Genomic DNA, 25,761 nt, shown 5'->3' on the forward strand with positions numbered 1-25,761 from the left:
CTCTTCTCGGGCCGCGGCTATGGCGGTCGGCAGGTCCACCCCCTCGGGGACCTCGATCTCCACCTCTTCAAAAAGGTCGCGCGCCACTTCCATGATCCTGGCGGCCGTCTTCTCCCCGATCCCCGGGATTTCCCGGAGCCCCGCCTCGTCCAGTTCGAGGATGCGTTCGACGTTTTCGATCCCGGCTTCCCGCAGACTGGCGATGATGCGGTCGCTGATTCCCTCGAGTTCGGACAGGGAAGTGGAGGACGACGTCAGCGACTCCATGACGCTGAGGACCTCCTGCTTCTTCTGCTCCTCGCTCTTGACGTCGATCTGCCAGCCGATCAACCGCGAGGCCAGGCGCACGTTCTGCCCCTTCTTGCCGATGGCGAGCGACTGCTGCTTCTCCTCGACGATCACCTCCATCCGCTTTTCCGCGGCGTCGATGATGAGGACCTTGGAGATCTTCGCCGGGTTCAGGGCGTTGGCCGCGTACTGGGCCGGGTCCTCCGACCACTGCACGATGTCGATCTTCTCCCCCCGCAGCTCGCGGATGACGGAGTTGATGCGCGACCCCTTCATCCCGACGCAGGCGCCGACCGGGTCGACGTCGCGGTCGAGGGAGGCGACGGCCACCTTGGCGCGGTCCCCCGCCTCGTGCACCGCGCTCTTGACCACGATGGTCCCGTCGTAGATTTCCGGGATCTCCATCTCGAACAGGCGTACCAGGATCTGCGGATCGGTGCGCGACAGGATGACCTGCGGGCCCTTGGCGACCGGGAGCACCCGCGTGATCACGGCGCGCACCCGTTCCCCCTGCTTGTAGGCTTCCGCCCGCGACTGTTCCCGCATCGGGAGGACCGCCTCCGTCTTGCCGATATCGACGATGATGTCCGGGCCCTCGAAGCGCTTGATCACCCCGTTGACCATCTCGCCGATCTTTTCGGAGTATTCGTTGTAGATGTTCTGGCGCTCCGCCTCCCGCACCTTCTGCAGAATGACCTGCTTGGCGGTCTGGGCCGCGATCCGCCCCAGGACGTCCGTGGGTTTGGGCATCTCGACGGTGTCGTCGATTTCCAGGGTTTCGTCGATCTCCTTCGCTTCCGCGAGCGAAATCTCCAGGCTGGGGTCCTCCACCGTCTCCACCACCCGCCTGACGGCGAAGATCTCGACCAGGCCCGTTTCCTGGTCGAAACGCGCGTTGATGTCCTCGGCGGTCTTGTAGAACTTCCGGGCCGCGGCCACCATCGCGTCTTCGAGCGCGGCGATGATGATTTGGGGATCGACGTTCTTTTCCTTGCTGATCTGTTCGATCATCTGCGCAATAATGTTCGACATAATTCAGGACCCCTGCGGCCTTCTGCTTAAATCGGCGATCAAGCTGGCCTTATCGATGTCCGTAACGGCAATTTCGACCTGTCTGTCCGGCGCCGCCTCGAGCGTCACCACGCCCCCGCCGGCGTCCACGATCCTGCCCTTGAAATTCTTCTGCCCCCCCACGGGGACCCGCGTCCGAACCCGGGCCTTCTCCCCCCGGAAGCGGACGAAATCCGCTTCCCGGACCAGGGGGCGGTTGATCCCCGGCGAGGAGACCTCCAGCGTGTATTTCGACGGGATCCAATCCTCCACGTCGAGCGCCACGGAGAGGCGCTTGCTCAGCCTCTCGCAGTCCTCCAGGGTGACCCCCGCCGGCTGATCGATGAAGATCCGGACCACCGACCGGGACCCTTCCCCCTTGACCTCGGCGAGCACGACCTCGAGGCCCAGGGAGGCGGCCACCTCATCGGCCAGCCCCCGGATCCTCTGCTCCAGGGATTCGTCCGGTCCCGTCCCCCGTACTGCCATTTTTCATCCCTGCCCGCGGCTTCAACGGCGGGCTAAACAAAAAAAGTGGGCACTCGCCCACTTTTTGCCAAAGCAGCAACCGGAAGTATACCCGACGACCCAGGAAATAGCAACTCCAACGCTATTCCTTCGCGGTTTCGGGCTCCGCAGGCGTCTCGACGTAATCTTCCCGCTTCCGGTCGAGCCAGTCGAGCCCTTCCGGGTCGGCCACCTTGACCGAGGGGTCCCCCGCGGCGCGGGCATGCAGCCCGTCGGGGGCCGCGCTCCCGAGCGACACGTCCGCCAGCACCGTCCCCCCCTTCTTGACGACGGCGCGGACCGGGGGGCGGTCGAGCCCGTAGGCGGCCGGGGCCTGCGGGCGGTCGATCCACCGGAGGACCGGGCTCCCGAGCGCGTCCAGGATCCCGTTGACGGCGTCCCATTTCGCCCGCTTCCGCTCACCGCCCAGGTACCATTCCCCCCCCGATTTGTGGAACTCGAACGCCCCCTTGCTGTTCCAGAGGAGGATCGTGTCCGCTTCCCAGCGCTGGAAGGAGGCCAGGGCCTTGTCCCGGATCTCGTCCGGTGATTTCAGGAGCTTGTCGACCAGTTCCTGCCCGACGAAGAACGGGTCGGGGCGGGACAGGTCCCTGGCCAGGTAGACCCCGTCGGCGGCGCGGGGGAGGGTGACCGAGGCCGCCGCGGCCCGGAGCTTCGACTGTTCGGTCCCGATGAGGAGGCGCGCGCTCTTTCCGTCGGGCCCGTGCTGGACCCGGGCTTCGATGAAGGGGCGGCCGAGCCCCGGGTTCGCGTACTCTTCGACTCCCAGGTCGCTGAATTCGTGGATTTTGCCCAGCGAGAGCGCGTTGAGGATCCCCCGCACGTCCGGGCCGCCGGCCTCCCGCTTTTCCACCCCCTCAAACCACCAGCGGTCCTCCCCGTCCTTGGCGACGGCGATCCGCCCCTTGGGGGAAACCAGTTCGAGTTCCACGGCCTCGGCCTGGTCGAAGGCGAGCAGGGTGCGGTCGCGCAGGTCGTCCAGTTCCACCCGGAAGGACTCGGCGGCGGCGGCCGGGACCTGAAATACCGTCGTCTCCCCGGCGCGGACGGCGTAGGTGAAGCTGCCGGCAGGGTTGCCCGACCCGAAGTCGACCCGGTATTTTTTTCCGTCGCTGGAGGTCAGTTCGACCCCCGAGGCGGGGGGCTGGAGCCCGAACCTGCCGAGATCGGCGGCGTCCGCTTCCACGGTTTCCCCGCGGCCGAGGGTGGCGGCGGAGCGGGCCAGGCGGTCGAGTTCCGCGCCGTCGGCGTCGAGAGCGCGCGGGAGGGTGATGCGCCACCCCTCCTTTTCCTGCCGCCGGGCCTCGATCCGCCCGTCGGGGGAGAGGAGGGCGATGGCGGCGACATCCTTATCCTCGAGCTGCCAGAGCCGGCCCTCGGCCTCCTTCGCCCGCTCGCGCCCCTCCTTGCCGCGGACTTCGTAAAAATAGAGCCAGGCGCCGACGGCGGCGGCCGCCACGACGAGGACCAGCGTGCCCTTGAAACGCATCCTATTTCCTCCGGCGGTTGAGGTAGACCACGATCCCGGCGACGAAGGCGATGCCGGGGATCAGGAACATGGAGACGAGGCGCACCCCGCTCAGCTGGCTCTGGGAGAGGAGGATCCGCCGGTCTTCGGCCTGTTTGGGCCGGATCGAGATCAGGTCCTCGTCCTGGGCCAGCCAGCTGACCATGTTCAGGAAGAGGTTGCCGTTCCCCTGGTTGCCGAAATAGGCGTCGATGGCGAAATTCGAGGTGCCGACGACGACCAGGCGGGCGGTGAGCCCGGCGGCGTCATCGGTGCCGGCCCGGATTTCGCGCGTGGCCGCCACGGCCAGCGGGAGCGGGCCCTGGAGGTCTTCGGGGCCGAAGCTCGCTTCGGGGGTGCTCATGTCGGTCTCCCCCCAGCTGTTGGGGTTGCTCCGGAACAGGGTCTGCACCGTGACCCCCTCCGGTTGCTCCTCGGCCGGCCGGACCGACCGGGTGAGGGGGAAGAAGGTCATGGCGTCGAAGCGGTCGGTGATCGGGTGGGAGTCGTACTCCAGCACGAGCGGGATGCTGGGGCCCGCCCCCATGAGGCGCCCCGCCCCGCTGACGTCGAGCACGACGTTGTCGTCCACCCGGATGCCCCACGGCTGGAGGAAGGGGGCGTGGGAGGGGGCCGGGACCGGGTCCGTCATCAGGAGCACTCCCCCCCCGGCCTGGAGGAAATCGTCCACGAATCCCATCTCCTGCTCGAAGGGGGCGGTCCGGGCCCCGGCGATGACCAGCACGCCGGCGTCTTCGGGCACCTTCCCCTCGGTGGCCAGGTTCACGACGTCCACCTCGTACCCCTGGTCTTCCAGTCCCTTGCGGGCCTGGGAATAGCCCGACTGTTCGGTGTCGGAGGGGTCTTTCTCCCCGTGCCCCTGGACGAAATAGACCTTCTTGCTCTCCGAGCGCCCGACCCTGATGATGGCGTTGGTCAGGTCCTGCTCCTGGACCTCCTCGGACCGTTTCTCGATCTTCTCCCGGCGGTCGCCGTAGGCGAGGACGACGGTCCCGTATTTGAGCTGCGTCCCGGTCAGGGGATTCTGAAAGGCGCCGTAAACGCTGACGTCGTACTGCCGGGCGACCTCGGGCTGCCGGTCCGGGTCGATGAATTCGAAGCGGACGCGCCGGCTGGCGGTCCGGTACTGCACGAGCAGGTCCCGCAGCGGGGCGTAGTCCCCCCCGGGGAAGAAGGCCTTGATGTCGACGTCCCCCCCGAGCTTCTCCAGGACCTGCAGGGTCTGGGGGGCGAGGCTGAACTGCCGGTTCCCGGTGGTGTCGAAGCGCTTGACGTGCCGCTGGCCGATGAAGTTCAGCCCGGCGACGATGGCGATCACCAGGAGGAGGGAAACGACGTAGTTGGTGGCGTACCTGGTCGAGCGCCTCCCCAGGGAGGCCATGATCTGCCGGTAGTTGGCGCCGATGCCGACGACAAACAGCGCCGCCCCGGCGATGGCGAGCCCCAGGTTCCCCTTCCCCCAGGTGTCGGTGACCGAATACCAGATGACGGCCGCGACCAGCAGCACGAGGCCCAATGTGTCAAGCTTCTGCAGATATTTTTTCATTAGCCTTTCCACCGCATGGACTCCAGTGAACGATAAGCCAGGAACAGACCCACGAACGCGAAGGTCACGTAATAGATGATGTGCGAGGTGTCGATGACGCCCTTGATGAAGTCGTCGAGGTGGCTGATCACCGAAAGGTAATTGATGACGTCGCGGGCGGCCCCGGTCGCCGAGGAGGCGAACACGCTCACCAGCCACAGGAGCAGGCCGAGGCCGAAGGTGATCACCACCGCCACGATCTGGCTTTCGGTCAGGGTGGACACGAACAGGCCGAGGGCGAGCAGGGCGGCGCCGTAGAGCAGCATCCCCAGGAAGGCGGCCAGGATCGGCTTCCAGTCGGGCTGTCCGTAGATGAAGAGGGGGGAGAGGGTGACGGCCCCCGCGGCCAGCAGGATCGCCAGGAAAGTGAGGCTCGCCAGGTATTTGCCCATCAGAGCCTGCAGGTTGCCGACCGGGGTGGTGAGGAGCAGTTCGATCGTCCCGCGCTTCTTCTCCTCCGAGAAGAGCCCCATGGTCAGCATCGGGATCAGGAAGAGGAGGATGACGCTCGTGGTCCGCATCAGCTGCTGGGTCACGTAGGCGGGCACGTCGAACGGCTGTCCCCCCTGGCCGAACTGGGCCTGCATCATGGTGGTGTACTGCACCACTTCCGTGAGGTTGCCGAAGAAGAACAGGCCGAACAGGAAGAGAAAGACCGTCAGGACCACGTACGCGATCGGGGAGACGAAGTAGCTCTTCATCTCGCGTTGCCATATTGCCAGGATATTTTGCATTTCAGGCCTCTTGGATGAACCGGGGAATTACTCCTGGGTGGTCAGGTTGATGAAGACGTCCTCGAGGCTCAGCGACACGGCCCTGAGCTCGAGCAGCCCCCACCCGGCGTCGACGATCTGCCGGGCCAGGACGCGGCGCAGGTCGCTCCCGAGGCGGCACTCCACGCTGCAGGTCGAAACCTGGTCCCTGACCTCGGCCTGCACGGCCAGCACCCCGTCGACGGCGAGGATTTTTTCCCGGACGGCGTCGGCGGGGCCTTCGACCGTGAGGCTGATCCTTTCCGCCCCCTTCATCTGGTGCGCCAGCCCCTCGGGGGTGTCCTGGGCGACCACCTTCCCCTTGTTGATGATGACGACGCGGCTGCACGTCATGCCGACCTCGGGGAGGATGTGGGTGGAGAGGATCACGGTGTGGGCCTCGGCGAGGCCCTTGATCAGGGAGCGGACCTCGTGGATCTGCCTGGGGTCGAGCCCGATGGTGGGTTCGTCCAGGATCAGGACTTCGGGGTTGCCGACGAGGGCCTGCGCCAGCCCCACCCGCTGCTTGTACCCTTTGGAGAGCCGGCCGATGATGCGCTGGCGGACGTCGCCCAGGTTGCATTTTTCGACCGCGTCCCCCACCCGGGCCTTCCGCGCGCCGGAGCGGACGCCCTTGATCCTGGCCGCGAAATTGAGGTAGGAGTCCACCGTCATTTCCGGGTAAAGTGGCGGGTTTTCAGGGAGATACCCGATGCGGCGGCGGACTTCGAGACTCTGGTCGAAGACGTCGTACCCGGCAATCCGGGCGGTCCCTTCCGTTGCCGGCATGTAGCAGGTGAGGATCCGCATGGTGGTGGTCTTTCCCGCCCCGTTGGGGCCGAGGAAGCCCAGGATCTCCCCCTTTTTCACGCTGAAGGAGATGTCGTCCACCGCTTTGCGTCCGCCATAGACTTTGCTCACATGTTCGACTTCTATCACGCTCATTCCTCCCGGGGGTAACGGCTGCGCCCGATGCGGGCTGCCGGGGCAAACCTCCGCGCAAAGGCAGAATTGCCAAGGTTTTAAATCATAATCAAAAGCCCGCGCGGAGTCAATCGGCCACTCCGGGGGAGGCCCCTCCGGGGCTAATTCTCTGCAAAATCAGGAGAAAATCGCCGGGGGTCCCAGAATTAGGTTGCGAAAGCCGGGGTGCGGTGTTATAAAAAGGCCGGAACCAAATTGATGCTCTTCCGTATCATCATCGGGCGTTGCAACGGGTTCCGATAAAGCAGACGAGGTGCAACCTATGGCTTTTACAACAAAATCATCCCGCCCGATGAAACAAAATCAAGGTATCCATTATCTATTGATGTAAGCGCTCCCGGGCGTCGAAAAGACGGAGCGCCGAAGAAAAACCACCCCCCCCTTGGTTTTTGCGGGGAAGGCTGTAAAAGGTGGTTTACTGAAGGATCATCCTGGCGAGGATTGTAACCCTATGATTGAACTCGAACAGAACGAACATCTGGAAGAAACCGAGTACGATGCCATCGAACTGGACGACGAGGGGCTGGAAGTCTCCGAGGCGTTCCCGCGCCTGACGCGGGAAAATTACGTCGACAGGGTCCGGCTGGACCGCGTCCCCACCGAAGGCAGGCAGGGGGAGGAGTCCGCGGCCTCGGCCGACCCCCTGTACATCTATTACCGGAGCATGAGCAAAATCCCGCTGCTGACGCGCGAACAGGAAGTCTACCTCGCCAAGAAGATCGAATCGGCCAAGCTCAACACCCTGCGCCTGCTCTCGTTGACCCCGATCAACACCTACAAGATCATGCAGCTCGCCGAGGAACTGCAGCCCGCCGGCGCCCCGGCGTCCCAGGCCCAGTCGCAGGACGGGGGGGACGAGAAGAAGGAGGGCGAGAACGAGGTCACGGCCGAGGAGCGCACGCGGCTGCGCATGAGGCAGATCCGCCGGATCCTCTCCCGCCTGGAGAAGCTCGAGGCGAAGTACCGGGTGGCCCGGGAGAGCCTGCAGAAGTCCAAAAGCCGGAGCGCGAAGTCCAAAAAGGACCTGGAGAAGATCGAGAGCAACCGGGAGGCGATCTTCAATTCCCTGCAGCGGATCGATTTCACCGAAAACCAGATCGCCACCCTGATCGACGGCGTGGAAGAGGTGCTGCACCGGATGGAAGCGGCCCAGGGGAAGATTCAACCCCGCTCGCGGCGCCAGCGCCCGAGCCCCAAGGAGGTCCGGGAGGCGCGGGCGTCGATCCGGCAGCTCGAGGGGCAGTACCTGACCAATCTCGAAGAGCTGCGCAAGATCGTGGCCCTGATCAGCGAGAACAAGACGGAGATGCTGCACGCCAAGGACCAGTTCGTCCGCTCCAACCTCCGCCTGGTGCTGAGCATCGCCAAGAATTACTCCTACCCCGGGCTGGACCTGCTCGACCTGGTCCAGGAGGGGAACATCGGGCTCATGAAGGCGGTCGACAAGTTCAACTACCGCCTGGGGCACAAGTTCTCGACCTACGCCACCTGGTGGATCCGCCAGAGCATCACGCGCGCCATCGCGGACCAGGGGCGGACGATCCGCATCCCGGTGCACATGGTGGAAGCCATGAACCGGGTCCTCAAGGTGGCCAACGAGCTGACCAAGCGGATGGGGCGGGAACCCTCGGTTCACGAGCTGGCCAAGGAGCTGAAGACCCCGGTCGCGAAGGTGACGCAGATCCTGAAAGCGGCCCAGGAGCCGATCAGCCTCGAAGCCAGCATCGCGGACAACAAGGACGCCGTGCTCAACAAGTTCATCGAGGACAAGAACGCGGTGTCGCCCGACGAGGACGTCATGAAGCACAACCTGCGCGAGGTGACCGATTCGGCGCTCGAGTCCCTCTCCCCCAGGGAGCAGGAGATCGTGCGCATGCGCTACGGGCTGAACGACAACGGGAAGGAATACACCCTGCAGGAGGTGGGCGAGATTTTCCAGGTGACGCGCGAGCGGATCCGGCAGATCGAGGAGAAGGCCCTGCTCAAGCTCCGCAGCCCCTACCGTTCCAACAAGCTGCGCGAATTCGCCGATTTCATCAGCACGAACTAGGGGTACGCCCGCGGCCGGCCGCACAGGGCCCGGCCGCGGGTTTTCCCCTCCCCCCGCAGACGTTTTTCCTCCCCCCCATTGCCGTATCGGCGCACAAACTGTAGACTCTTCCCGTCCCCGCGCCGATGGAGTTATCATGCGGCGTATCGGGTGACGATCCCTGGCGCAGACAAGGAAGGGCACACTGAATACCATTCAATCGTTTTCGCAGGTGGGGGAAACGCGCAACCTGCTCGAAAGGCTCCGGCGCCTGGCGCGCAACCTCTACTGGACCTGGAACCAGGAAGTGCTCGAGATCTTCCGGGAGCTGTCCCCCCGGGGCTGGCAGGACCTGTACCACAACGCGGTCGCGGTGCTCGAGGACATTTCCGAGTACGAGCTTTTCGTGCGCCTGGAGGACCCCTTCTTCGCCGGGCGCGTCCGGCGGGTCCTGAACGATTTCGACGCCTACATGAACCGCCGGGAGACCTGGGGCTCGCACCACGCCCCGGAGCTGCTCGAGCGGCCGGTGGCCTATTTCAGCGCCGAGTACGGTTTCCACGAGACGCTCCCGATCGCGGCCGGGGGGCTGGGGATCCTCGCGGGGGACCATGCCCGTTCGGCCAGCGACCTGGGGCTGGGCCTCGTGGGGGTCAGCCTCTTCTACCGCGAAGGGTATTTTCACCAGGCGATCAACCGCGAAAACTGGCAGACGGAGTATTTCGTCCCGCTCAACCCCGCGGCGCTGCCGCTCGATCCGGTCGTGGACGGGGAGGGGAACCGGGTGGTGGGGGAGGTGGAGATCGGCCTGGGCCGGGTGCGCTTTCAGGCCTGGCGCGTCAACGTCGGGCGCTGCCCCGTCTACCTGCTCGACACCAACCGCCCGGAGAACGAGCCCCTCTTCCGCGAACTGACCCTGCACGTCTACGGCGGGGACAGTTCCACCCGGATCATGCAGGAGGTCCTGCTCGGCATCGGGGGGGTCCGGCTGCTGCGGGCCCTCGGGGTCACCCCCTCGGTCTATCACATGAACGAGGGGCACGCGGCCTTTCTCGCGCTGGAACTCCTCCGGGAGGAGGTGGCCGCCGGGCGGCCGTTCGGGGAGGCGCTCGAGCGGACGAAGGAGCGGTGCGTCTTCACGACCCACACCCCGGTCGAGGCCGGGCACGACTTTTTCGGGCCCGACCTGGTCAGATACGCGCTCGGGCGGATCCAGCCCCAGGTCCTCCCCGACTTCGAGCGGTTCATGGGACTCGGGCGCGTCGACCCGTCCGACGGCGGGGAGCCCTTCTGCATGACCGTGCTGGCGCTCAAAACGTCGCGCGCGGCCAACGCGGTGAGCGAACTGCACGGCCGGGTCAGCCGCCGCATGTGGCACCGGCTCTACCCCGAAGGGACGGAGGAGGAGGTGCCGATCGGGCACATCACCAACGGGATCCATCTCGTGGGGTGGATGAAGGGGACGGTGCGCAGCTTCTGGCGGCACAAGCTGGGGGACGGCTGGCACCGGGACGTCCATTCCCCCGAATTCTGGCAGCGGGTGCTCGATCCCGAATTCATTTCGGACGAGGAGATCTGGGCGCTGCGCTACCGGCTGCGCCGGGCGCTGGTCGAGTTCGTCCGCCGCCGCTCGCTGTTCGAGCGGCTGCGCGCCAGCGAGAGCGGCTTCTACGAGCGGCTGCTCGATCCCGACGTCCTGACGATCGGGTTCGCCCGCCGCTTCGCCGTTTACAAGCGCGCCCCCCTGGTGTTCGAGGATTACGACGCGATCGTCAAGCTCGCGACCGACCCCGCGAGGCCGATCCAGTTCATCTTCTCGGGCAAGGCCCACCCGGCCGACGACGAGGGGAAGCGCCGCATCCAGAAGATCATCCACCTGGCCAAGTACAGCGAGCTCAAGGGTCGGATCGTCTTCATCGAGAATTACGACGTGCATATCGCGCGCCAGATGACGTCGGGGTGCGACGTGTGGATGAACACCCCGCGCCGGCCGCTCGAGGCCTCGGGCACGAGCGGGCAGAAGATCGTGGGCAACGGCGGGTTGAACCTGAGCATCCTCGACGGCTGGTGGCGCGAGGGGTACGACGGCACCAACGGTTTCGCAATCGGGGAGGACGACCATCCCGACTCGGTCATGGAGCAGGACCGGCAGGACAGCGCCGGGCTGCTGCGGGTCCTCGGCGAAGAGGTCGTCCCCTCGTTCTACGACCGGGACGAGCGGGGCATCCCGCGGGACTGGATCGGGAGGATCCGGCGCTCCATGGCCACGCTCCTCCCCCGCTACACCACCTGGCGGATGGTCCAGGAATACACGCGGGACTATTATCTTGGCGGCCGCGCGCCGGCGGGGGAGGATGCGGAGTAGGGGATCCTGGGGGGCGGGAAGCGCATGCGTATTGCGATGATGGCGGCCGAGGCCGCGCCCTGCGTCAAGGTCGGCGGCCTCGGGGATGTCGTGGGGGCCCTGCCGAAGGCGCTCGAGAGGCAGGGGGCGGCGGTCTCGGTCATCGTCCCGCGCCACGGCGCCGGCTCCTGGGAAGGGAGCGTGGCGGGCCGGGTGCCGCGCCTCGACGTCCCCATGGGGGGGCGGGTCGAGCGGGCGGATATCACCGAGGCCCGCATGCGGGGGAGCGCGGTCAGGGTCTACGCGATCGCCTCACGGAAGTATTTCGACCGGGAGGGGGTGTACGACGACCCGGCGACGGGCGAGGGCTACCCGGACAATCCCGAGCGCTTCCTCTTTTTCATGAGGGCGGCGGTCGAACTGGTCCGGGCGCTCGGGGTTCCCTTCGACATCCTGCACTGCCACGACGCGCACGCCGCCCTCGTCCCCGCCCTCGTCCACCCGCGCTACGCCCCGGCCGGCGCCGGCGATTTCGCCCGGACCGGGACCCTCCTGACGATCCACAACCTCGCCCACCAGGGGATCTGCCCCCCGGAAACCCTCGACCACGCCGGGATCGCCGCCCGGCATTTCCACCCCGGGTCCCCCTTCGAATACTGGGGGCGGCTCAACTTCATGAAGGCGGGGATCGAACTGGCGGACCGGGTCAACACGGTCAGCCCGACCTACGCGGTGGAGATCCGGAGCGGCCCCGAGGCGGGGTGCGGGCTGGAAGGGGTGCTCGCGGGCCGCTCCGCCGCGCTCAGCGGGATCGTCAACGGCATCGATTACGAGGAGTGGAACCCGGAGAGCGACCCCCATATCGCCGCCCCCTACTCGGCCCGGGACCTCGCCGGGAAGGAGGCGTGCCGCCGCGACCTGCGCGCCTTTTTCCGGCTCGAGGAGCGGCCCGTGCCGCTCGTGGGGATCGTCTCCCGCCTGGCGGACCAGAAGGGGCTGGACCTGGTCGCGGAGGCGGCCGACGGGCTCCTCGCGCTCGACCTGCAGCTGGTGGTCCTGGGGACCGGTCAGCGGAAGTATCACGACCTGCTCGAGGCGGTCGCCGCCCGCCACCCCGGCAGGGTGGGGGTGCGGCTCGCTTTCGACAACGCCCTGGCGCACCGGATCGAGGCCGGGTGCGACATCTTCCTGATGCCCTCGCGCTACGAGCCGTGCGGCCTGAACCAGCTCTACAGCCTTCGCTACGGGACGGTCCCGGTGGTGCGCCGCACCGGGGGGCTGGCCGACACGGTCACCCCCTGGGACGGCGCGCGCGGCACCGGGTTTCTGTTCGAGGATTACAGCGCGGGCGCGCTCGTCGACGCCGTCCGCCGCGCGCTCGGCGCCTACGCCGACCGGGACGAATGGCGGCGCCTGGTGGTCCGCTGCATGCGGCAGGATTGGTCGTGGGAACGGTCGGCCCGCCGCTACCTCGACCTGTACCGCGAAATCCGGAGGGATGACCGATGACGCGATGGAAAGGAGCGCGCGGGGAGTGGCTCCCGGGCCTCCTCTGCTTTCTTGCGGCGTGCGCCCCCGCGGCCCAGCCGGCCGCCGGCCCCGGGGCGGGGCTCGACCCGGAGCGCCTCGAACGGATAGGGGACGCGGTCGGGGACTCGATCGGGGCCGGGGAAATCCCCGGGGCGGTGGTGATCGTGGGACGGCGCGGGGAGGTCGCCTACTGCCGCGCCTTCGGCAACCGGGCGCTCGTGCCCGCGCCGGAACCGATGACGGCCGACACGGTCTTCGACGTCTCCTCCCTGACGAAGGTCCTGGCCACCACCCCCGCCGTCATGATCCTGGCGGAGGAGGGGAAGGTGCGGCTGGACGACCGGGTGTCGCGCTACCTCCCCCGGTTCACCGGGGGGGGGAAGGAAAAGATCACGGTGCGGCAGCTCCTGACCCACTACTCGGGGCTGCGGCCCGACTTCGACCTGTCCCGGGAATGGTCCGGGACCGGGGCCGCCCTGAGGGAGCTGTGGGGGGAGAAGACCGAGGCCGAACCGGGAACGAAGTTCGTATACAGCGACCTCAATTTCATCGCCCTGGGGGAACTGGTGCGGGCCGTTTCGGGCCGCGGCCTGGAGCTGTTCGCCCGCGAGCGCATCCATGCCCCCCTGGGGATGAACGACACCGGGTTCCTCCCCCCGAAGTCGCTTCTCGGGCGCATCGCCCCGACCGAACCGCGCCGGAACACCCTGCGCTACCTGGGGGGACGGGCCGAGGGGCTCGACGCGATGGTGCGGGGGGAGGTCCACGACCCCACCGCCTGGCGCATGGGGGGGGTCGCCGGGCACGCGGGACTCTTTTCGAGCGCACGCGACCTGGCCCTGTACGCGCAGATGCTGCTCGGCGGCGGCGCCTTCGGCGGGGGCGAGCGCGGGGGGCGAAGGCTCCTCTCCCCGGCGGCGGTCGAGGCCATGACCCGGCCGCAGTCCCCGGCGGGCGCGCTCCCGCTGCGGGGGTTCGGCTGGGATATCGATTCCGATTACGCCTCGCCGCGCGGGGAGTTGCTCGGCGGGGGGTACGGCCACACCGGGTTCACCGGGACCTCGCTCTGGGTCTGGCCCGAGGAGGGGCTCTTCGTTGGAATCCTGACCAACCGGGTGCACCCGTCCGGCGGCAAAAACATCAACCACCTCCGCGGCGCGATCGCCAACATCGTCGCCGCGGCGCTCGTGCCATGAAGACGGCGGCCGCCCTGCGCCGGGACGCCGCCCGGATCTGGCGGGCGGCGCTCGTGGCCGTCGACGCCGAAACGGCCGTGCGCGGCGTCGTTCGTCGCCGGGGGGGGAAGCTGCAGATCGGCCGCCGGCGCTTCGACCTCGGGGAGGCCGGCAACCTGTGGGTCCTCGGCGCCGGCAAGGGGGCGGCCCCCATGGCGCGGGCGATGGAGCGGATCCTCGGGGAGAGGATCGCCGGGGGGCTGGTGGTGACCCCGTACGGGCACGCCCTCCCGCTCGGGCGGCTCGAGGTCCTGGAGGCGGGCCACCCGCTTCCCGACGCCGCCTCCCGGCGGGCGGCCGCGCGCGTGGCCGCCTTCGCCCGGGAGCGCGTGGGTCCGGGCGACCTGGTCTTCTGCCTCCTCTCCGGGGGCGCCTCGGCCCTTCTGGCCGCTCCCGCCGGGGGGATCACGCTCCGGGACAAGCGCGAGTGCACCCGCCTCCTCATGAACGCCGGGGCCGATATCCACGAGCTGAACGCCCTGCGCAAGCACCTGTCGGACATCAAAGGGGGGCGGCTGGCCCGGATGCTCCACCCAGCGAGGGTGGTCACCCTCGCGCTCTCCGACGTGGTGGGGGACGATCCGGGCGCCGTCGCTTCCGGGCCCCTTTCCCCCGACCCCACAACCTTCGGCGACTGCGTCGGGGTCCTGCGCCGGTACCGGCTCCTGGAGCGGGTGCCCCCCCCGGTCGTGCGGCGCCTCGAGCGGGGGGCCGCCGGGGAGATCGCCGAGACCCCCAAGCCGGGGGACCCCGTCTTCGCGCGCTGCCACTGGGTCCTCGTCGGGCGCGGCGGCGACGCCTGCGCCGCCGCCGCCCGCCGCGCGCGCCGTCTGGGGTACCGCACCGCCGTGATCACGAGCAGGCTCGAGGGGGACACGGGCGAGGCCGCGCGCTTTCACATGAGCATCGCGGAGGAGATCGCGCGCGAGCGCCGGCCGCTCGGCCGGCCCGCGTGCGTCATCAGCGGCGGGGAGACCACCGTGCGCGTCACGGGCCGCGGGAAAGGGGGGCGTAACCAGGAGTTCGTCCTTTGCTCGGTCGGGGCCCTCGCCCGGATGCCGGCGCCCGCCCTGGTCGCCAGCCTCGGCACGGACGGCAGCGACGGGCCCACCGACGCCGCGGGCGCCGTCGCGGACAACGACACGCTGTCGCGCTCCCGGCGCCTCGGCGCGGATCTGGCCGCCGCCCTCCGGGACAACGATTCCCACACCTTCTTCCGCCGCCTCGGAGACCTCGTCCTCACCGGGCCCACCCGCACCAACGTGGGGGACCTGCATATCGTCCTGGTCGGCTGAGGCCTATCCCACCGTCTTTTCCTCGCTCGGGCAGTCGGGCTCGAGGGGGCACCGCCCGCAGAGGGGGCGCCGGGCGCGGCAAAGGTCCCGGCCGTGCAGTATCACCTGGTGGGAAAAGGAGATCCACCGCTCGCGCGGGAGCGCGGCCATGAGGTCGCGCTCGATCCCCTCGGCCGTCCGTGCCGCGGAGAGGCCGAGCCGGCGCGCCACGCGCGAGACGTGGGTGTCGACCACGACCCCCTCGGCCTTGCCGAAGGCGACCCCGAGCACCACGTTCGCCGTCTTGCGCGCCACCCCCGGAAGCTCGAGCAGCCTCTCCATCGTGTCGGGCACCGCACCGCCGAACGACTCGAGCATCTTCCGGCAGGCGCCCCGGAGATTCCGGGCCTTGTTGTGGTAAAAGCCGGTGGAGCGGATGTCGGTCTCCAGTTCCTCCGCGGGCACCCGGACGTAATCTTCGGGCGTCCGGTATTTGCGGAACAGCTCCTCCGTGACCCGGTTGACGCGCTCGTCGGTGCACTGGGCCGAAAGGATGGTGGCCACCAGCAGCTCGAGCGCGCTCCCGTGCCGGAGGGTGCACCCCGCCCCGGGGTAGGCGGCGTCCAGCCCCCGGAGGATTCTGTCGAGCCGTCGTCGCTCTTCCTGCCTGCCCCTGTTCATGATCCCACCTCCCGTGATCGACCTATTTAACCACCGGCGGCCCCGTTTTCCAACGCTTCCGGTCGGGGGGGCGGGGCTTTTGCGAATTGACATTTGCACCCCGGGGTGTTATCAAAAAACCAAAAGATCCAAGGAGAATCCATGAGCGAACAATCGAGTGCGGGCGAAAAGGCGTTGTTTCTGATGCTGGGTGCCATGATCGGGGCGGCGACCGCCCTGCTGCTGGCTCCCCGGAGCGGAGTGGAAACCCGCAGGCTGATCGCGACCAAGGCGCGCGAGGGGGCCGATGTGGTTTCGACGCGGTCGCGCGCCGTCACGGGCAAGGCAAACGAGGTCGTCGGGCGCGGCAAGGAACTGCTGCAGCACCAGAAGGACCAGCTGTCGGCCGCCATCGAAGCGGGCAAACAGGCGTACCGGGAAGAGAAGGGCGGGGTGTAAGTCCCGATGCACGACACACTCCTGATGGTATTCACGGGCATCCTGGCCGTGGCCGTCCTGGCCCAGAGCGTGCTCTTCTTCCTGATGTACCGGTCGATCCGCTCCCTCGGCGCCCGGTTCGAGGACCTCAGCGGGGATCTGTCCCGTCACGTGGAAAACGTGACCCGGGGGGCCGATTCGGTGATGGAGTCCGTCCGGGGGATCGCCGAGGCCGTCCGTCCGGCGGCCGGACAGTTGTCGGACTCGGTCGACACCCTGCACGGCAGGGTACTCGAGATCGACAGCTTCCTGGGTGAGGTCACCGAGATGGTCCGGGGCGAGCTCGTCCAGGTCCAGGACACGGTGCACACCGCGTCGGCCCGCATCCAGGAAACGATCGACGTGGCGCGCGACTGCGTCCTCGGTCCCGTCAGCCAGGTGAGCGCGATCGGGAAGGGGGTGCGCGCCGCGCTGGAGGTCCTTTTCCGGCTGAAAAAGAGCGGCCCTCCCCCGCCTCACGAAGACGACCCCTTCTTCTGACCCGGGCGGGCGGCAACCCCTGTCCCCCCTGCACTCCCGCCGGGGGAAAATGCCGAGCGGGAGTAACACTCCCCCCCACCCAAGCGGTAATAGGGAACGTAAATCTCTTGACAAGCCTCATGCGGATCTTTTAAACCGGGGACTGCCAGGCAGGCGGGAAAGAGGGGATATGTCGGAAAAAAAGAAGGCGCAGGAACCTGAAGGCGCGGCGAAGGGGATCTCCCGGAGGAGTTTCCTCAGGGACGCCGGGCTGGCCGCGGCCGTGCCGGCGGTGGCCCCCATCGCCCTGGGGGGCGCGGCCCCCGAGGGAGAGACTCTTGCGGCGCAGACGAAACCGGGGCCGGCCGAGGACACGTGCGGCGGCCCGACCATGGTGGAGCTGACGGTCAACGGGGAGCGCTACCGATGCACGGTCGAGCCGCACTGGAGCCTGCGGCAGCTGCTGCGCGACGAGGTCGGGTACACCTCGCCCAAGGACTGGTGCGGCGGACAGGGGGCCTGCGCCTCCTGCACCGTGATCGTGGACGGCCGCCCGGTCCTCTCCTGCCTGACCCTGGCCTGCGAGTGCCACGGAACCGTCGTCGAGACGGCCGAGGGGATCGCGAAGGCGAAACACCCCCTGGTCGAAGCCTACATCGACCACAACGCGTTCCAGTGCGGCTATTGCACCCCGGGCTTCGTCTGCACCGCCAAGGCGCTGCTCGACCGGAACCCGGACCCGACCGAGGCGGACGTGCGGGACGCCCTGGGGGGGAACCTCTGCCGCTGCGGCACCTACCAGCAACACCCCCCCGCCGTCATCGCCGCCGCCAAGGAGCTCGGGCGCGACAGGAGCCGGTCATGAAGACATGGAAGAGATTCGCCCATATCGACGCGGACTCGGTCGGGCAGGCGGCGGATTTTCTCCGCCGGGGGAACGCGGCGCTGCTGGCAGGCGGCACCGACCTGCTGGGGAGGTTGCGGTTCGAGATCCTGCCCGACTACCCGGAAGTGGTCGTCAACCTGAAGACCGTCCCCGGCCTGGACGGCATCCGTGAGGAGGGGGGGAAACTCCGGATCGGCGCCCTGACGCGGCTGGAGGATATCGCCCGCAGCCCGCTGGTCCGCACGCGCTGGGCGGCGCTGGCCGAAGCGGCCCATCGTACCGCCTCCCCCCATATCCGGGAAATGGGGACGATCGGGGGGAACATCTGCCAGCTCAACCGCTGCTGGTACTTCCGGATCCCCGACAACCGCTTCCCCTGCATCCGCAAGGGGGGGAAGACGTGTTACGCGATGGCGGGGGACAACCGCTACCACTCCATCTTCGGAGCCTTGAAATCGTGCCTGGCCGTAAACCCGGGCGACACCGCCCCGGCCCTGGTGGCGCTGGGAGCCTCGATCCGGACCAGCCGGCGCCTCGTCGAGGCCGAAAGATTCTGGGACATGAGCGTCCCGGGGTCCACGATCCTGGAGCCCGACGAGATCGTGACCGCCATCGAGATCCCCGCCCCGCCGCCGGGGGCCAAAAGCGCGTTCCTCAAATTCGCCATCCGCAAATCGATCGACTTCCCGATCGTCAACTGCGCCGTCATGACGGGCGGGGGGGACGTGCGGATCTGCCTCAACGCCGTCCATAACCGGCCCTGGAGGGCGACGGCGGCGGAAGAGGTGGTCAGGGGGAAGGCGATCGACGAGGCCCTGGCGGACGCCGCCGGCGCCGCCGCGGTCGCCGGGGCCCGGGCCCTGCCGGGGGACCGGAACAAGTGGAAGATCCAGATCGCCCGGACCCTGGTCAAGCGCGCGCTCCTGGCCTCCGCGTAGGGCCGGGGCACTGCCATGAGCGGCCTGGAATTCTCCGTTCCCTACAACAACGATCCGGAGACCCTCGACGAGATCGTCCGCCTGAAGGAGCGCAACGGGAACCGTATCCGCGAGGTGTATCTTTCCGGCCCGCAGGAGTACGCGGGCGCGGGGAGGATCGCCCCCGAAATGGGCTATGACGACCTCGAGGCCGTCGTCGGGCGCATCCGCGCGGCCGGGCTCGGGGCCAACCTGCTCCTCAATTCCGTATGCGAAGGGGACGACTGGTATTCCCCCGCCGTCCTCGGCCCGACGATGGAGTACGTCCGCCGCGCGCACGAGGAGCTGGGGGTGACCGCCGTCACGATCGCCAACCCCCTCTACATCCGGGAGGTGCGCCGCCGCTTCCCGAAGCTCGAGATCTGCGCCTCCGTGCTCGGGGACATCGACTGCGTCTCGAAAGCCGTCGTCTTCCGCAAGGCGGGGGCCGACGTGATCACCCCCTCGGTCGACATCAACCGCGATCTGGGACTCCTCGCAAGGATCCGGGAGGCGACGGGGGCGGAGATCAAGCTGATGGTCAACGAGGGGTGCCTCGCCCACTGCGCCTTCCGCAAATTCCACTTCAACTATATCGCGCACAAGTCCCGCCGGCCCTACGCGGGGAAAACGCGGCCGGAGGACAACGTCTTCAGCCTCAATTGCCTCGCCCTGTGCCGCGCCGACCGTTCCCAGATCCTGAAGTCGGGGTGGGTGCGGCCCGAAGACGCCCGGCGGTACTCCGGCGTGACCTCCTGTTTCAAGCTGGTCGGCCGCACGAGTTCGAAGTCGATGGTGGTGCGGGCGATAGAGGCCTACATGGACGAGAGCTGGGAGGGGGACCTGCTCGAGCTGATGGCGGGCAGCCTCTATTCGGCCGGCATGTCGGGGCTGCTCCACCTCGACAACCGGAGCCTGGGCGGGATGGGGTTCTTCGACCGGGTGACCTCCTGCGACCACCAGTGCGACCGCTGCACCTGGTGCGCGGAGGTGGCCCTCCGGCTTCTCCGGAGCGGGGTCTTCACCCCGGAAAAGCTGGGCGACCTGGGGCTCCGCTAGCTAGCGGATCTTCGCCATCACGGTCACGACGATGGCGAGGACGCAGACCGGGATCATCAGGTATCCCGCCACCGTCCAGGGCGCCACTTCCAGGATCCGGCCGAAGAGCGCCGGGCCGATGAACATCCCCAGGTTCTGGCACAGGGCGGCCACCCCCAGCCCGATCCCGGCCAGGCGGGGGGATCCCATGATTTCGGGGACGGCGGCCAGGCTGACGGGGGCGATCGGCCCGGCCACGAGGCCCGCGAAGACCACGAGCGCCGGGATCCCCCACCCGGTCACGCTGAAGGGGAAGAGAAAGACCAGGGCCAGGAAGGCGAAGGGGAAGACGATCAGCCGCTTGCGCGACCCGATCCGGTCGGACAGGTGCCCCCCCAGCATGCCGGAGATGGTGGCGATTACCATCATCATGCTGGTGATGAAGGAGGCCCCGGCGAGCGAATAGGCGCGCTCGGCGTGCAGGAAATCGGGGTAGAAGGTGGTCCAGGCCATCACCGTCAGGTTGAAACAGCCGAAGGAGACCCCGACAAACCAGAGGCTCCGGTTCGCCATGGCCCGCCCGAGGCTGACGGGCGGGGGGGCGGCGGCGTGGGTCAGCACTTCGGGGATCTCGTGCGCCTCGGACGGGCGGGGGAGGCGGAAGAGGAGGGCGAAGAGCCCGAAGGCGGCCGCGGCGACGGCGGCTCCCGCCCACCATACCGCGCGCCAGGAGTAGAGCCCGGCCAGGGCCGGGGCCCCGTTCAGGGCGGCGATGCTGGCAAGTCCCACCGAGCTGGTCCAGATCGCCATGGGGAGGCCGCGCCGGGCGGCCGGGAACCAGACCGCGATGGCCGAAGGCGCGGCCACCATGATGAGGCCCATGCCGGCGCCCTCGATGAAGCGCCCGGTGAACAGGAGCGCGGCCGATCCGGAGAGCGCCCCCATCGCCGCGCCGACGGCCACGGTGCCGACCGAGACGAGGCCCGTCGCCTTGATCCCGATCTTCTGCAGGATGAAGCCGGCCGGGATCGCGAGCACGAACCCCATGATGGAGAAGATCGACATGAGCATGCCGGCGCTCGAGTAGTCCAGGCCGAAGGCGTCCCGGAGGATCGGGAGCACGGGCGGCACCTTCATCTGGTTGAGCGGCGCGGCCAGCGTGGCCGCGTACACGGACAGCAGTACGACCCACGCGTAGCCCGGCGTCGGTGCCGCCGTCCTCGCTGTCGTTGGTGCCTGGGGCTTCATCGCGTTTCCTCCGAAAGGTTCCGGGTGTGGGGCCGATCATAATTCATGGTCCCGGTTTCGGGTAGCGAATTATCGAACCGGAGAAAAAAGGGCCGCGGGCCTTCCCGTCCGGGCGTTTTCGCGATATGGTCATGTGGCCGCCGAACACGGTCCCCGGGCGTCAGCGGGGGTTCGGCGCCGACAGATCAGGAGACCGGTTCCATGCCGCAAAAGTCCGTGCCGTTCACGAAGGAGTTCATCGAGGAGGTGGCCCGCCGCTACCCCACCCCCTTCCACATCTACGACGAGAGGGGGCTGCGCGCGAACATGCGCCGCTTCCGCGCCGCCTTCTCCTGGGTCGAGGGGTTCAAGGAGTATTTCGCCGTCAAGGCGTGCCCGAACCCCCATATCCTCGAGATCCTCCGCCAGGAGGGGTGCGGGACCGACTGCAGTTCCCTCCCGGAGCTGGTGATGTCGGAGCGGACGGGGATCACGGGGGAGGAGATCATGTTCTCCTCCAACGAGACGCCGGCCGGGGAGTACGTCAAGGCCCGCGAGCTCGGGGCCATCATCAACGTGGACGACATCACCCACATCCCCTTTATCGAGCGGCACTGCGGCATCCCCGAGGTGATCTCCTTCCGCTACAACCCCGGCCACCTGCGCCGCGGGAATTCCATCATCGGGGACCCGGCGGAATCGAAGTACGGCCTGACGCGCGAGCAGCTCTTCGCAGCCTACCCGCTGGCGCGCTCCAAGGGGGCCGTGCGCTTCGGGCTGCACACCTTCATCATCTCCAACCAGCTCGAGCGCCGCTATTTCGTGGAGACCGCCCGGATGCTGTTCGAGCTGGCGGTGGAACTCGAGGAGCGGCTCGGGATCCGCCTGGAGTTCATCAACCTGAGCGGCGGCATCGGGATCCCCTACCGGCCCGAAGAGGAGCCGGTCGACCTCGAGCGGCTCTCGCAGGAGATCCGGGCGGAGTACGAGCGGCTGCTCGTGCCGGCGGGGCTCCACCCGATGAAGATCTTCTTCGAGAGCGGGCGGATGGTGGCCGGCCCCTACGGGTACCTGGTCACCCGGGCGATCCACCGCAAGGAGATCTACAAGCGCTACATCGGCACCGACGCCTGCATGGCCCACCTGATGCGGCCCGCGCTCTACGGCGCCTACCACCACATCACCGTCATGGGGAAGGAGGACGCCCCGGCCGACCAGGTGTACGACGTGGTGGGTTCGCTGTGCGAGAACAACGACAAGTTCGCGGTGGACCGCCCCCTGCCGGAGATCGAGATCGGCGACCTGCTGGTCCTCCACGACGCCGGGGCCCACGGCCACGCCATGGGGTTCAATTACAACGGGAAGCTGCGCAGCGCCGAGCTGCTGTTGCGGGAGGACGGGAGCGTCGAGCGGATCCGCCGGGCGGAGACCCTGGACGACTACTTCGCCACCCTCGACTTCCCGAAGCCGGCGCGGCCGGGCGCCTAGGCGCCCGGCGCATGCGGGAGCGGAAGGATGGGCAAGGGAAAAACAACGTCGATACAGTGAAACTACTCTTTCCTATCCATCTCCAAAAATCCGGTCCGCAGCTTTTCGACCTTCTCCAGAGTCTCGTCAAACCTGTCTTGATAGTTCCGCGAGGCTTTGAGCATATCGACAACCAATCTATATCGTGACCGCTCGCCAGTTTCTCGTTCAAGGATGGTTTTGACGATTTTCCGTGTTTCGGGATTTGCGATCTCGGCCATGTCGCGGCCAAGCAGCCTTATGCCGGCAAGCATGCCGTCATGCTTCTCTTCCTGCAGAAGTTCGGGCTCCCGGTCGAACAATCGGTCAGAGTTTCCGGCATCTTCATACGTGTGCATGATCAGGAGCAGATCTTCGGCGTCTTTTGTGCGCTCGGGATAGCTTTCATCCCATGATACTGTTTTCATCAGCGCCAAACCGGCAAGCGTGGGCAATTTCACGTCAAGTTCAGGAGAGGTGCTTACTCTGACTGTGATTGCAGATGCGTATGCTTCCCTGAAGCCGACCACGCTCATGAGAACTTCATGCTCAGGCGGCCAGGCAATTCTATGGTTTTCGTCTGCGATCGGCCCAAACGGTACGATGTCGATGGGAACGGATGCAAAGCGATATCTTTGCCTCTGTCTTTCGTCAGGCAGGAATTTGCCCGTTGCCTTCAACGCATCCGTGAGTCTCCGGTAGTGCGCCCAGTCAGTGACCAGCACGCCCAAATCAATATCGGATGTCAAGCGCCGGGGCTCGATCCCGTAACAATGCCAGAGGATGAGATCTCGCGCTGAGGCGCCCACCACGAAAACGGGACTGTCGTTGGAATCCGCTACGCTCTTTACGGCCGATAGCGCGGCAACCGTCAGAGGATCAATTTTCCCTGATAAGTCGAACGATATGCTGCTCATAGATCGTTGTTGCCGTTTCCAGATTCCGCTGGTTGCCGGTTGCAAGAAGGTCGGCGTATACAAGGAGCGGAGGCACCAGTTCTTCGGGTTGCCGTTCCTCCGTCGCCTTCCAGAACTTTTCCAGTATTTCAGTGTCTCCCGTGATGTCCGCCTTGAGGCGGTTTTCAAGCAGAAATTGAGGGAGGTTTTGCGCCCCGGTATAAATCGTTATCAATTCCGGCTTGAGATAGTGCGTCATTTTTTCCGCGGCGACCTCCCCGCCCCACTGGGCATGGAGTGGAAGGAGCCTCTTCCGTTGCCACCAATCCGGCATTCCCTTGTACCTTCCAAGAATCAGTTTTGGCCTCAGTTGTTCCGGATATGCGGTCACCCACCTCTGCAAGAGGGTTTCCTTGCGTGCCAGCCTTGGTCCACGCCGGCCCATGTCGATGAGAAACCCAAGTTCTTTGAGCTCTTTCATGATCCAGTCAACGGTCCCGAGTGCGACGCCTGCAGCGGCGGCGATTTCCCGGTAGGTCTTGCGTTCCAATCCAGGATGGCAGAGAAAACCGAAAATCATTTTGAGGCCCGCCGGTTTGAATGCCCTGATGACGGGAGGCCGGGCTCCTGTTGCCGGAGGCCTGTTGCCCGTTATGAATACATAGACGGGCGGGTTGTTGAGGAACGCATTGCCCGCGGTATCGATGAATTCGATATTGTTCTTCCTGAGGTCTTCCGCCGTTTCCGTGTTTACATGCCTGGCTATCAACAAAATCGGATGCTTCCGTTTCTGCCTGTTCAAGAGCAGCAAGAGCTTTTGGGCCTTGGTTACATTGGCTCTGATTTCCGCATGATATCTCAGTTCTTTGCCGTGGACGACCATCCTGATCGGCGTGTCGGGGTGGACATCGGTTCCTGGCGCAGGGTTTTGCAGCGTCTCCATTCCTCTTTGCAGTGGGACGTGATCCGCCAATGCTTCGGCAGCAAGCCGAAAGATTTCCTTCTTGAGGTCTTGTTGAAGCTGTTCGCCGGCCATGTTCTTTAAACTTCAAGGTTCAGAGCTTATGAACATAACGCAATAATGAACAGCGGGCATGCTTGTTGTTCATTATTTGCTACTGGTTCATTATAAGCGAACTATCTATGGAGAATGAACACAATTCCATGGCAGCGAGGCGTTCTCGGACCGCTCCAGGCCCAAGCGCCCGGCCGCCCGAACCTAGAAGTAGAAGAACTGCGCCTGCACCAGGAACTGGGAGCGGTCGGCGTTGTCGTCGGAGAAGAGCCTTCCGTAGCCCGCCTTCAGGTTGACCCTGTGCTTTTGGACCCACCAGGAGACCCCTCCCTGGACCTTGCCGTCGTCGCGCGCGCCGGGTTCGGTCAGGTCGCGGGAGGCGAACTGGATGTAGGGGCCCAGCCGCGCCCGGTGGAGGTAGTAGGCCCCCTCCAGGAGCCAGGTGTTCTGCCGGGCGACCGACTGGAAGGGGTACTCGCCGCCGCCGTCGTAGCGGATGAAGTTGGCCTGGGCGGTGACGGCGTCGCCGCCCGGCAGCGGGTGGTCGAGGTAGAAGTCGACGGCGTTGGCGCTGTAGCTCCCCTGGCGGTCGATGGAGCCGCCGATCGCCACCAGCTTCCTGGCGCCGAGCGAGGTCCCGGTGTAGAAGTAGCCGGTGTCGGCCTCCAGGGGGTAGTAGACGACGCGGGCGGTGAAGCGGTAGGGGAAGTCCCCGTCATGGTTCCGGTTCCCGCGGAACACCCCCACGCGGTACTCCAGGCGGTTTCGGATGTAGCCGCGCGCCTGCATCCCGTAGTCGCGCCCCACCTTGGAGCGGGTGGGGGCCGAAGAGGAGAAGGCGTAGGGGCCGAAATCGATCGTCATCAGGCTGGCCGCCGACTGGGTCGTGTTGTGGGACACCGGCACGATGATCATCCCGCCGTCGACCTGGAATTCGGGGCGGAACGCGTAGGACAGGTAGGCGTCCTGGAGGAAGATGTCGGCTTCGCGGTCGCCGCCCGGGTTTTCCTTTCCCAGGTTGGCGCTGTCGCTCTCGATGAAGTAGGAGAGCTTCGGCGCGAGCTTCCCCCCGGCCATCAGCCGCAGCCTCCGGAAGAAGACGTTGTGCCGGGTGTCGCCCGCCGCGTCCTCCAGCGCCTCGTACTGCGGCTGGAGCAGGAAGCCGAGCTTCAGCGTGGTGTCCCCGTCGCTCGTGGAAAAGGTGAACGGGGGCCCCCCGGCCTCGACTGCAGGGACCAGGGCCGCCGCACCGATGCAGGCCGCAAGCAAACGTCTCAGGCTTTTCTTCATGATGGTCTTCCCTTCCTCAAAATTTCATCCGGAGATTACGGCGTTTGCCGCCGCATTTCAAGGGGGGGGCCGGGGAGCGAATTGACTCACATTAAATGTTACCCAAAATGGACTTAAAAGGGATCGTTGACTCATATTTCATGTTACCGGGGATTGGACCCCGAGGAAGCTGGAATTATGAGTCCACGAACCAAACTCGAATA

The 25,761-nt window shown here is 66.7% G+C and carries 22 protein-coding genes; 11 read left to right on the top strand and 11 right to left on the bottom strand.

Annotated elements, in window-relative coordinates; all coding sequences use genetic code 11:
• The 6 genes from nusA to GXY47_12555 all read right to left on the bottom strand — a co-directional run.
• Positions 1–1,320: transcription termination factor NusA (nusA, locus tag GXY47_12530; protein NLV31967.1), on the bottom strand; the 1,320-nt coding region annotated here is incomplete at its 3' end.
• Between the two features lie 3 nt (positions 1,321–1,323).
• Positions 1,324–1,827: a ribosome maturation factor RimP gene (locus GXY47_12535; GenBank protein NLV31968.1), complete on the bottom strand. Its 504-nt coding sequence runs from the start codon at positions 1,825–1,827 to the stop codon at positions 1,324–1,326.
• A 121-nt stretch (positions 1,828–1,948) separates the two neighbouring features.
• The gene (locus GXY47_12540) at positions 1,949–3,355 is read right to left on the bottom strand and encodes a DUF4340 domain-containing protein (protein NLV31969.1); all 1,407 of its coding nucleotides are present in this window, start codon (positions 3,353–3,355) and stop codon (positions 1,949–1,951) included.
• 1 nt (position 3,356) lies between these two features.
• The gene (locus GXY47_12545) at positions 3,357–4,940 is read right to left on the bottom strand and encodes a GldG family protein (protein NLV31970.1); all 1,584 of its coding nucleotides are present in this window, start codon (positions 4,938–4,940) and stop codon (positions 3,357–3,359) included.
• Positions 4,940–5,713, bottom strand: coding sequence for an ABC transporter permease subunit (locus tag GXY47_12550; GenBank protein NLV31971.1), 774 nt, complete (start codon positions 5,711–5,713; stop codon positions 4,940–4,942). Before GXY47_12550 ends, GXY47_12545 begins: the two co-directional genes overlap by 1 nt.
• 27 nt (positions 5,714–5,740) lie before the next feature.
• Positions 5,741–6,670, bottom strand: coding sequence for an ATP-binding cassette domain-containing protein (locus GXY47_12555; protein NLV31972.1), 930 nt, complete (start codon positions 6,668–6,670; stop codon positions 5,741–5,743).
• A 496-nt stretch (positions 6,671–7,166) separates the two neighbouring features.
• Between GXY47_12555 and GXY47_12560 the strand changes: the two genes are divergently transcribed.
• From GXY47_12560 to GXY47_12580, 5 genes are all read left to right on the top strand, one after another.
• Positions 7,167–8,765, top strand: coding sequence for a sigma-70 family RNA polymerase sigma factor (locus GXY47_12560; protein ID NLV31973.1), 1,599 nt, complete (start codon positions 7,167–7,169; stop codon positions 8,763–8,765).
• Positions 8,766–8,949: 184 nt separating this feature from the next.
• Entirely contained in the window at positions 8,950–11,109 is a 2,160-nt protein-coding gene (glgP, locus tag GXY47_12565) for an alpha-glucan family phosphorylase (GenBank protein ID NLV31974.1), read from the top strand.
• Positions 11,110–11,133: 24 nt separating this feature from the next.
• The gene (glgA, locus tag GXY47_12570; GenBank protein NLV31975.1) at positions 11,134–12,597 is read left to right on the top strand and encodes a glycogen synthase GlgA; all 1,464 of its coding nucleotides are present in this window, start codon (positions 11,134–11,136) and stop codon (positions 12,595–12,597) included.
• Positions 12,594–13,814, top strand: coding sequence for a beta-lactamase family protein (locus GXY47_12575; protein ID NLV31976.1), 1,221 nt, complete (start codon positions 12,594–12,596; stop codon positions 13,812–13,814). Before glgA ends, GXY47_12575 begins: the two co-directional genes overlap by 4 nt.
• Positions 13,811–15,148 (top strand): glycerate kinase, encoded by a 1,338-nt coding sequence (locus GXY47_12580; protein NLV31977.1) that lies wholly within the window; start codon positions 13,811–13,813, stop codon positions 15,146–15,148. The genes GXY47_12575 and GXY47_12580 overlap by 4 nt, the downstream gene beginning before the upstream one ends.
• Positions 15,149–15,151: 3 nt before the next feature.
• Here GXY47_12580 and nth read toward each other — a convergent pair whose 3' ends face one another.
• Entirely contained in the window at positions 15,152–15,808 is a 657-nt protein-coding gene (nth, locus tag GXY47_12585; protein ID NLV31978.1) for an endonuclease III, read from the bottom strand.
• A 141-nt stretch (positions 15,809–15,949) separates the two neighbouring features.
• Here nth and GXY47_12590 point away from each other — a divergent pair, with 141 nt between their 5' ends.
• From GXY47_12590 to GXY47_12610, 5 genes are all read left to right on the top strand, one after another.
• Positions 15,950–16,246 (top strand): YtxH domain-containing protein, encoded by a 297-nt coding sequence (locus GXY47_12590; protein ID NLV31979.1) that lies wholly within the window; start codon positions 15,950–15,952, stop codon positions 16,244–16,246.
• A 6-nt stretch (positions 16,247–16,252) separates the two neighbouring features.
• Positions 16,253–16,765, top strand: coding sequence for a hypothetical protein (locus GXY47_12595; GenBank protein ID NLV31980.1), 513 nt, complete (start codon positions 16,253–16,255; stop codon positions 16,763–16,765).
• A 370-nt stretch (positions 16,766–17,135) separates the two neighbouring features.
• Complete coding sequence (locus GXY47_12600; protein NLV31981.1) at positions 17,136–17,609, top strand: (2Fe-2S)-binding protein; 474 nt, start codon at positions 17,136–17,138, stop codon at positions 17,607–17,609.
• On the top strand, positions 17,606–18,568 hold the full coding sequence (locus GXY47_12605) for a molybdopterin dehydrogenase (GenBank protein NLV31982.1): 963 nt from the start codon (positions 17,606–17,608) through the stop codon (positions 18,566–18,568). Before GXY47_12600 ends, GXY47_12605 begins: the two co-directional genes overlap by 4 nt.
• A 15-nt stretch (positions 18,569–18,583) precedes the next feature.
• Positions 18,584–19,645: a hypothetical protein gene (locus GXY47_12610; protein ID NLV31983.1), complete on the top strand. Its 1,062-nt coding sequence runs from the start codon at positions 18,584–18,586 to the stop codon at positions 19,643–19,645.
• Here the strand turns inward: GXY47_12610 and GXY47_12615 are convergent, their stop codons facing one another.
• Positions 19,646–20,872, bottom strand: a complete 1,227-nt coding sequence (locus GXY47_12615; GenBank protein ID NLV31984.1) for an MFS transporter — start codon at positions 20,870–20,872, stop codon at positions 19,646–19,648.
• A gap of 201 nt (positions 20,873–21,073) precedes the next feature.
• On the opposite strand from GXY47_12615, the gene GXY47_12620 reads away from it, so the two are divergent.
• The gene (locus GXY47_12620) at positions 21,074–22,339 is read left to right on the top strand and encodes a diaminopimelate decarboxylase (GenBank protein ID NLV31985.1); all 1,266 of its coding nucleotides are present in this window, start codon (positions 21,074–21,076) and stop codon (positions 22,337–22,339) included.
• Positions 22,340–22,401: 62 nt separating this feature from the next.
• Here GXY47_12620 and GXY47_12625 read toward each other — a convergent pair whose 3' ends face one another.
• The 3 genes from GXY47_12625 to GXY47_12635 form a co-directional block, all read right to left on the bottom strand.
• Complete coding sequence (locus tag GXY47_12625) at positions 22,402–23,274, bottom strand: hypothetical protein (GenBank protein NLV31986.1); 873 nt, start codon at positions 23,272–23,274, stop codon at positions 22,402–22,404.
• Entirely contained in the window at positions 23,237–24,289 is a 1,053-nt protein-coding gene (locus GXY47_12630) for a hypothetical protein (GenBank protein ID NLV31987.1), read from the bottom strand. The genes GXY47_12625 and GXY47_12630 overlap by 38 nt, the downstream gene beginning before the upstream one ends.
• Before the next feature lie 183 nt (positions 24,290–24,472).
• Complete coding sequence (locus tag GXY47_12635; GenBank protein ID NLV31988.1) at positions 24,473–25,558, bottom strand: hypothetical protein; 1,086 nt, start codon at positions 25,556–25,558, stop codon at positions 24,473–24,475.
• Positions 25,559–25,761: the final 203 nt, after the last annotated feature.

This window comes from Acidobacteriota bacterium (assembly GCA_012729555.1).
Lineage (GTDB): Bacteria > Acidobacteriota > UBA6911 > UBA6911 > UBA6911 > UBA6911.

Excerpts from the sequence above, each read along its gene's own strand:
- GXY47_12535 (NLV31968.1), bottom strand. The coding sequence starts at position 1,827 with ATGGCAGTACGGGGGACGGGACCGGACGAATCCCTGGAGCAGAGGATC.
- GXY47_12540 (NLV31969.1), bottom strand. The coding sequence starts at position 3,355 with ATGCGTTTCAAGGGCACGCTGGTCCTCGTCGTGGCGGCCGCCGCCGTC.
- GXY47_12545 (NLV31970.1), bottom strand. The coding sequence starts at position 4,940 with ATGAAAAAATATCTGCAGAAGCTTGACACATTGGGCCTCGTGCTGCTG.
- GXY47_12550 (NLV31971.1), bottom strand. The coding sequence starts at position 5,713 with ATGCAAAATATCCTGGCAATATGGCAACGCGAGATGAAGAGCTACTTC.
- GXY47_12560 (NLV31973.1), top strand. The coding sequence starts at position 7,167 with ATGATTGAACTCGAACAGAACGAACATCTGGAAGAAACCGAGTACGAT.
- glgA (NLV31975.1), top strand. The coding sequence starts at position 11,134 with ATGCGTATTGCGATGATGGCGGCCGAGGCCGCGCCCTGCGTCAAGGTC.
- GXY47_12575 (NLV31976.1), top strand. The coding sequence starts at position 12,594 with ATGACGCGATGGAAAGGAGCGCGCGGGGAGTGGCTCCCGGGCCTCCTC.
- GXY47_12580 (NLV31977.1), top strand. The coding sequence starts at position 13,811 with ATGAAGACGGCGGCCGCCCTGCGCCGGGACGCCGCCCGGATCTGGCGG.
- nth (NLV31978.1), bottom strand. The coding sequence starts at position 15,808 with ATGAACAGGGGCAGGCAGGAAGAGCGACGACGGCTCGACAGAATCCTC.
- GXY47_12590 (NLV31979.1), top strand. The coding sequence starts at position 15,950 with ATGAGCGAACAATCGAGTGCGGGCGAAAAGGCGTTGTTTCTGATGCTG.
- GXY47_12595 (NLV31980.1), top strand. The coding sequence starts at position 16,253 with ATGCACGACACACTCCTGATGGTATTCACGGGCATCCTGGCCGTGGCC.
- GXY47_12600 (NLV31981.1), top strand. The coding sequence starts at position 17,136 with ATGGTGGAGCTGACGGTCAACGGGGAGCGCTACCGATGCACGGTCGAG.
- GXY47_12605 (NLV31982.1), top strand. The coding sequence starts at position 17,606 with ATGAAGACATGGAAGAGATTCGCCCATATCGACGCGGACTCGGTCGGG.
- GXY47_12610 (NLV31983.1), top strand. The coding sequence starts at position 18,584 with ATGAGCGGCCTGGAATTCTCCGTTCCCTACAACAACGATCCGGAGACC.
- GXY47_12615 (NLV31984.1), bottom strand. The coding sequence starts at position 20,872 with ATGAAGCCCCAGGCACCAACGACAGCGAGGACGGCGGCACCGACGCCG.
- GXY47_12620 (NLV31985.1), top strand. The coding sequence starts at position 21,074 with ATGCCGCAAAAGTCCGTGCCGTTCACGAAGGAGTTCATCGAGGAGGTG.
- GXY47_12625 (NLV31986.1), bottom strand. The coding sequence starts at position 23,274 with ATGAGCAGCATATCGTTCGACTTATCAGGGAAAATTGATCCTCTGACG.
- GXY47_12630 (NLV31987.1), bottom strand. The coding sequence starts at position 24,289 with ATGGCCGGCGAACAGCTTCAACAAGACCTCAAGAAGGAAATCTTTCGG.
- GXY47_12635 (NLV31988.1), bottom strand. The coding sequence starts at position 25,558 with ATGAAGAAAAGCCTGAGACGTTTGCTTGCGGCCTGCATCGGTGCGGCG.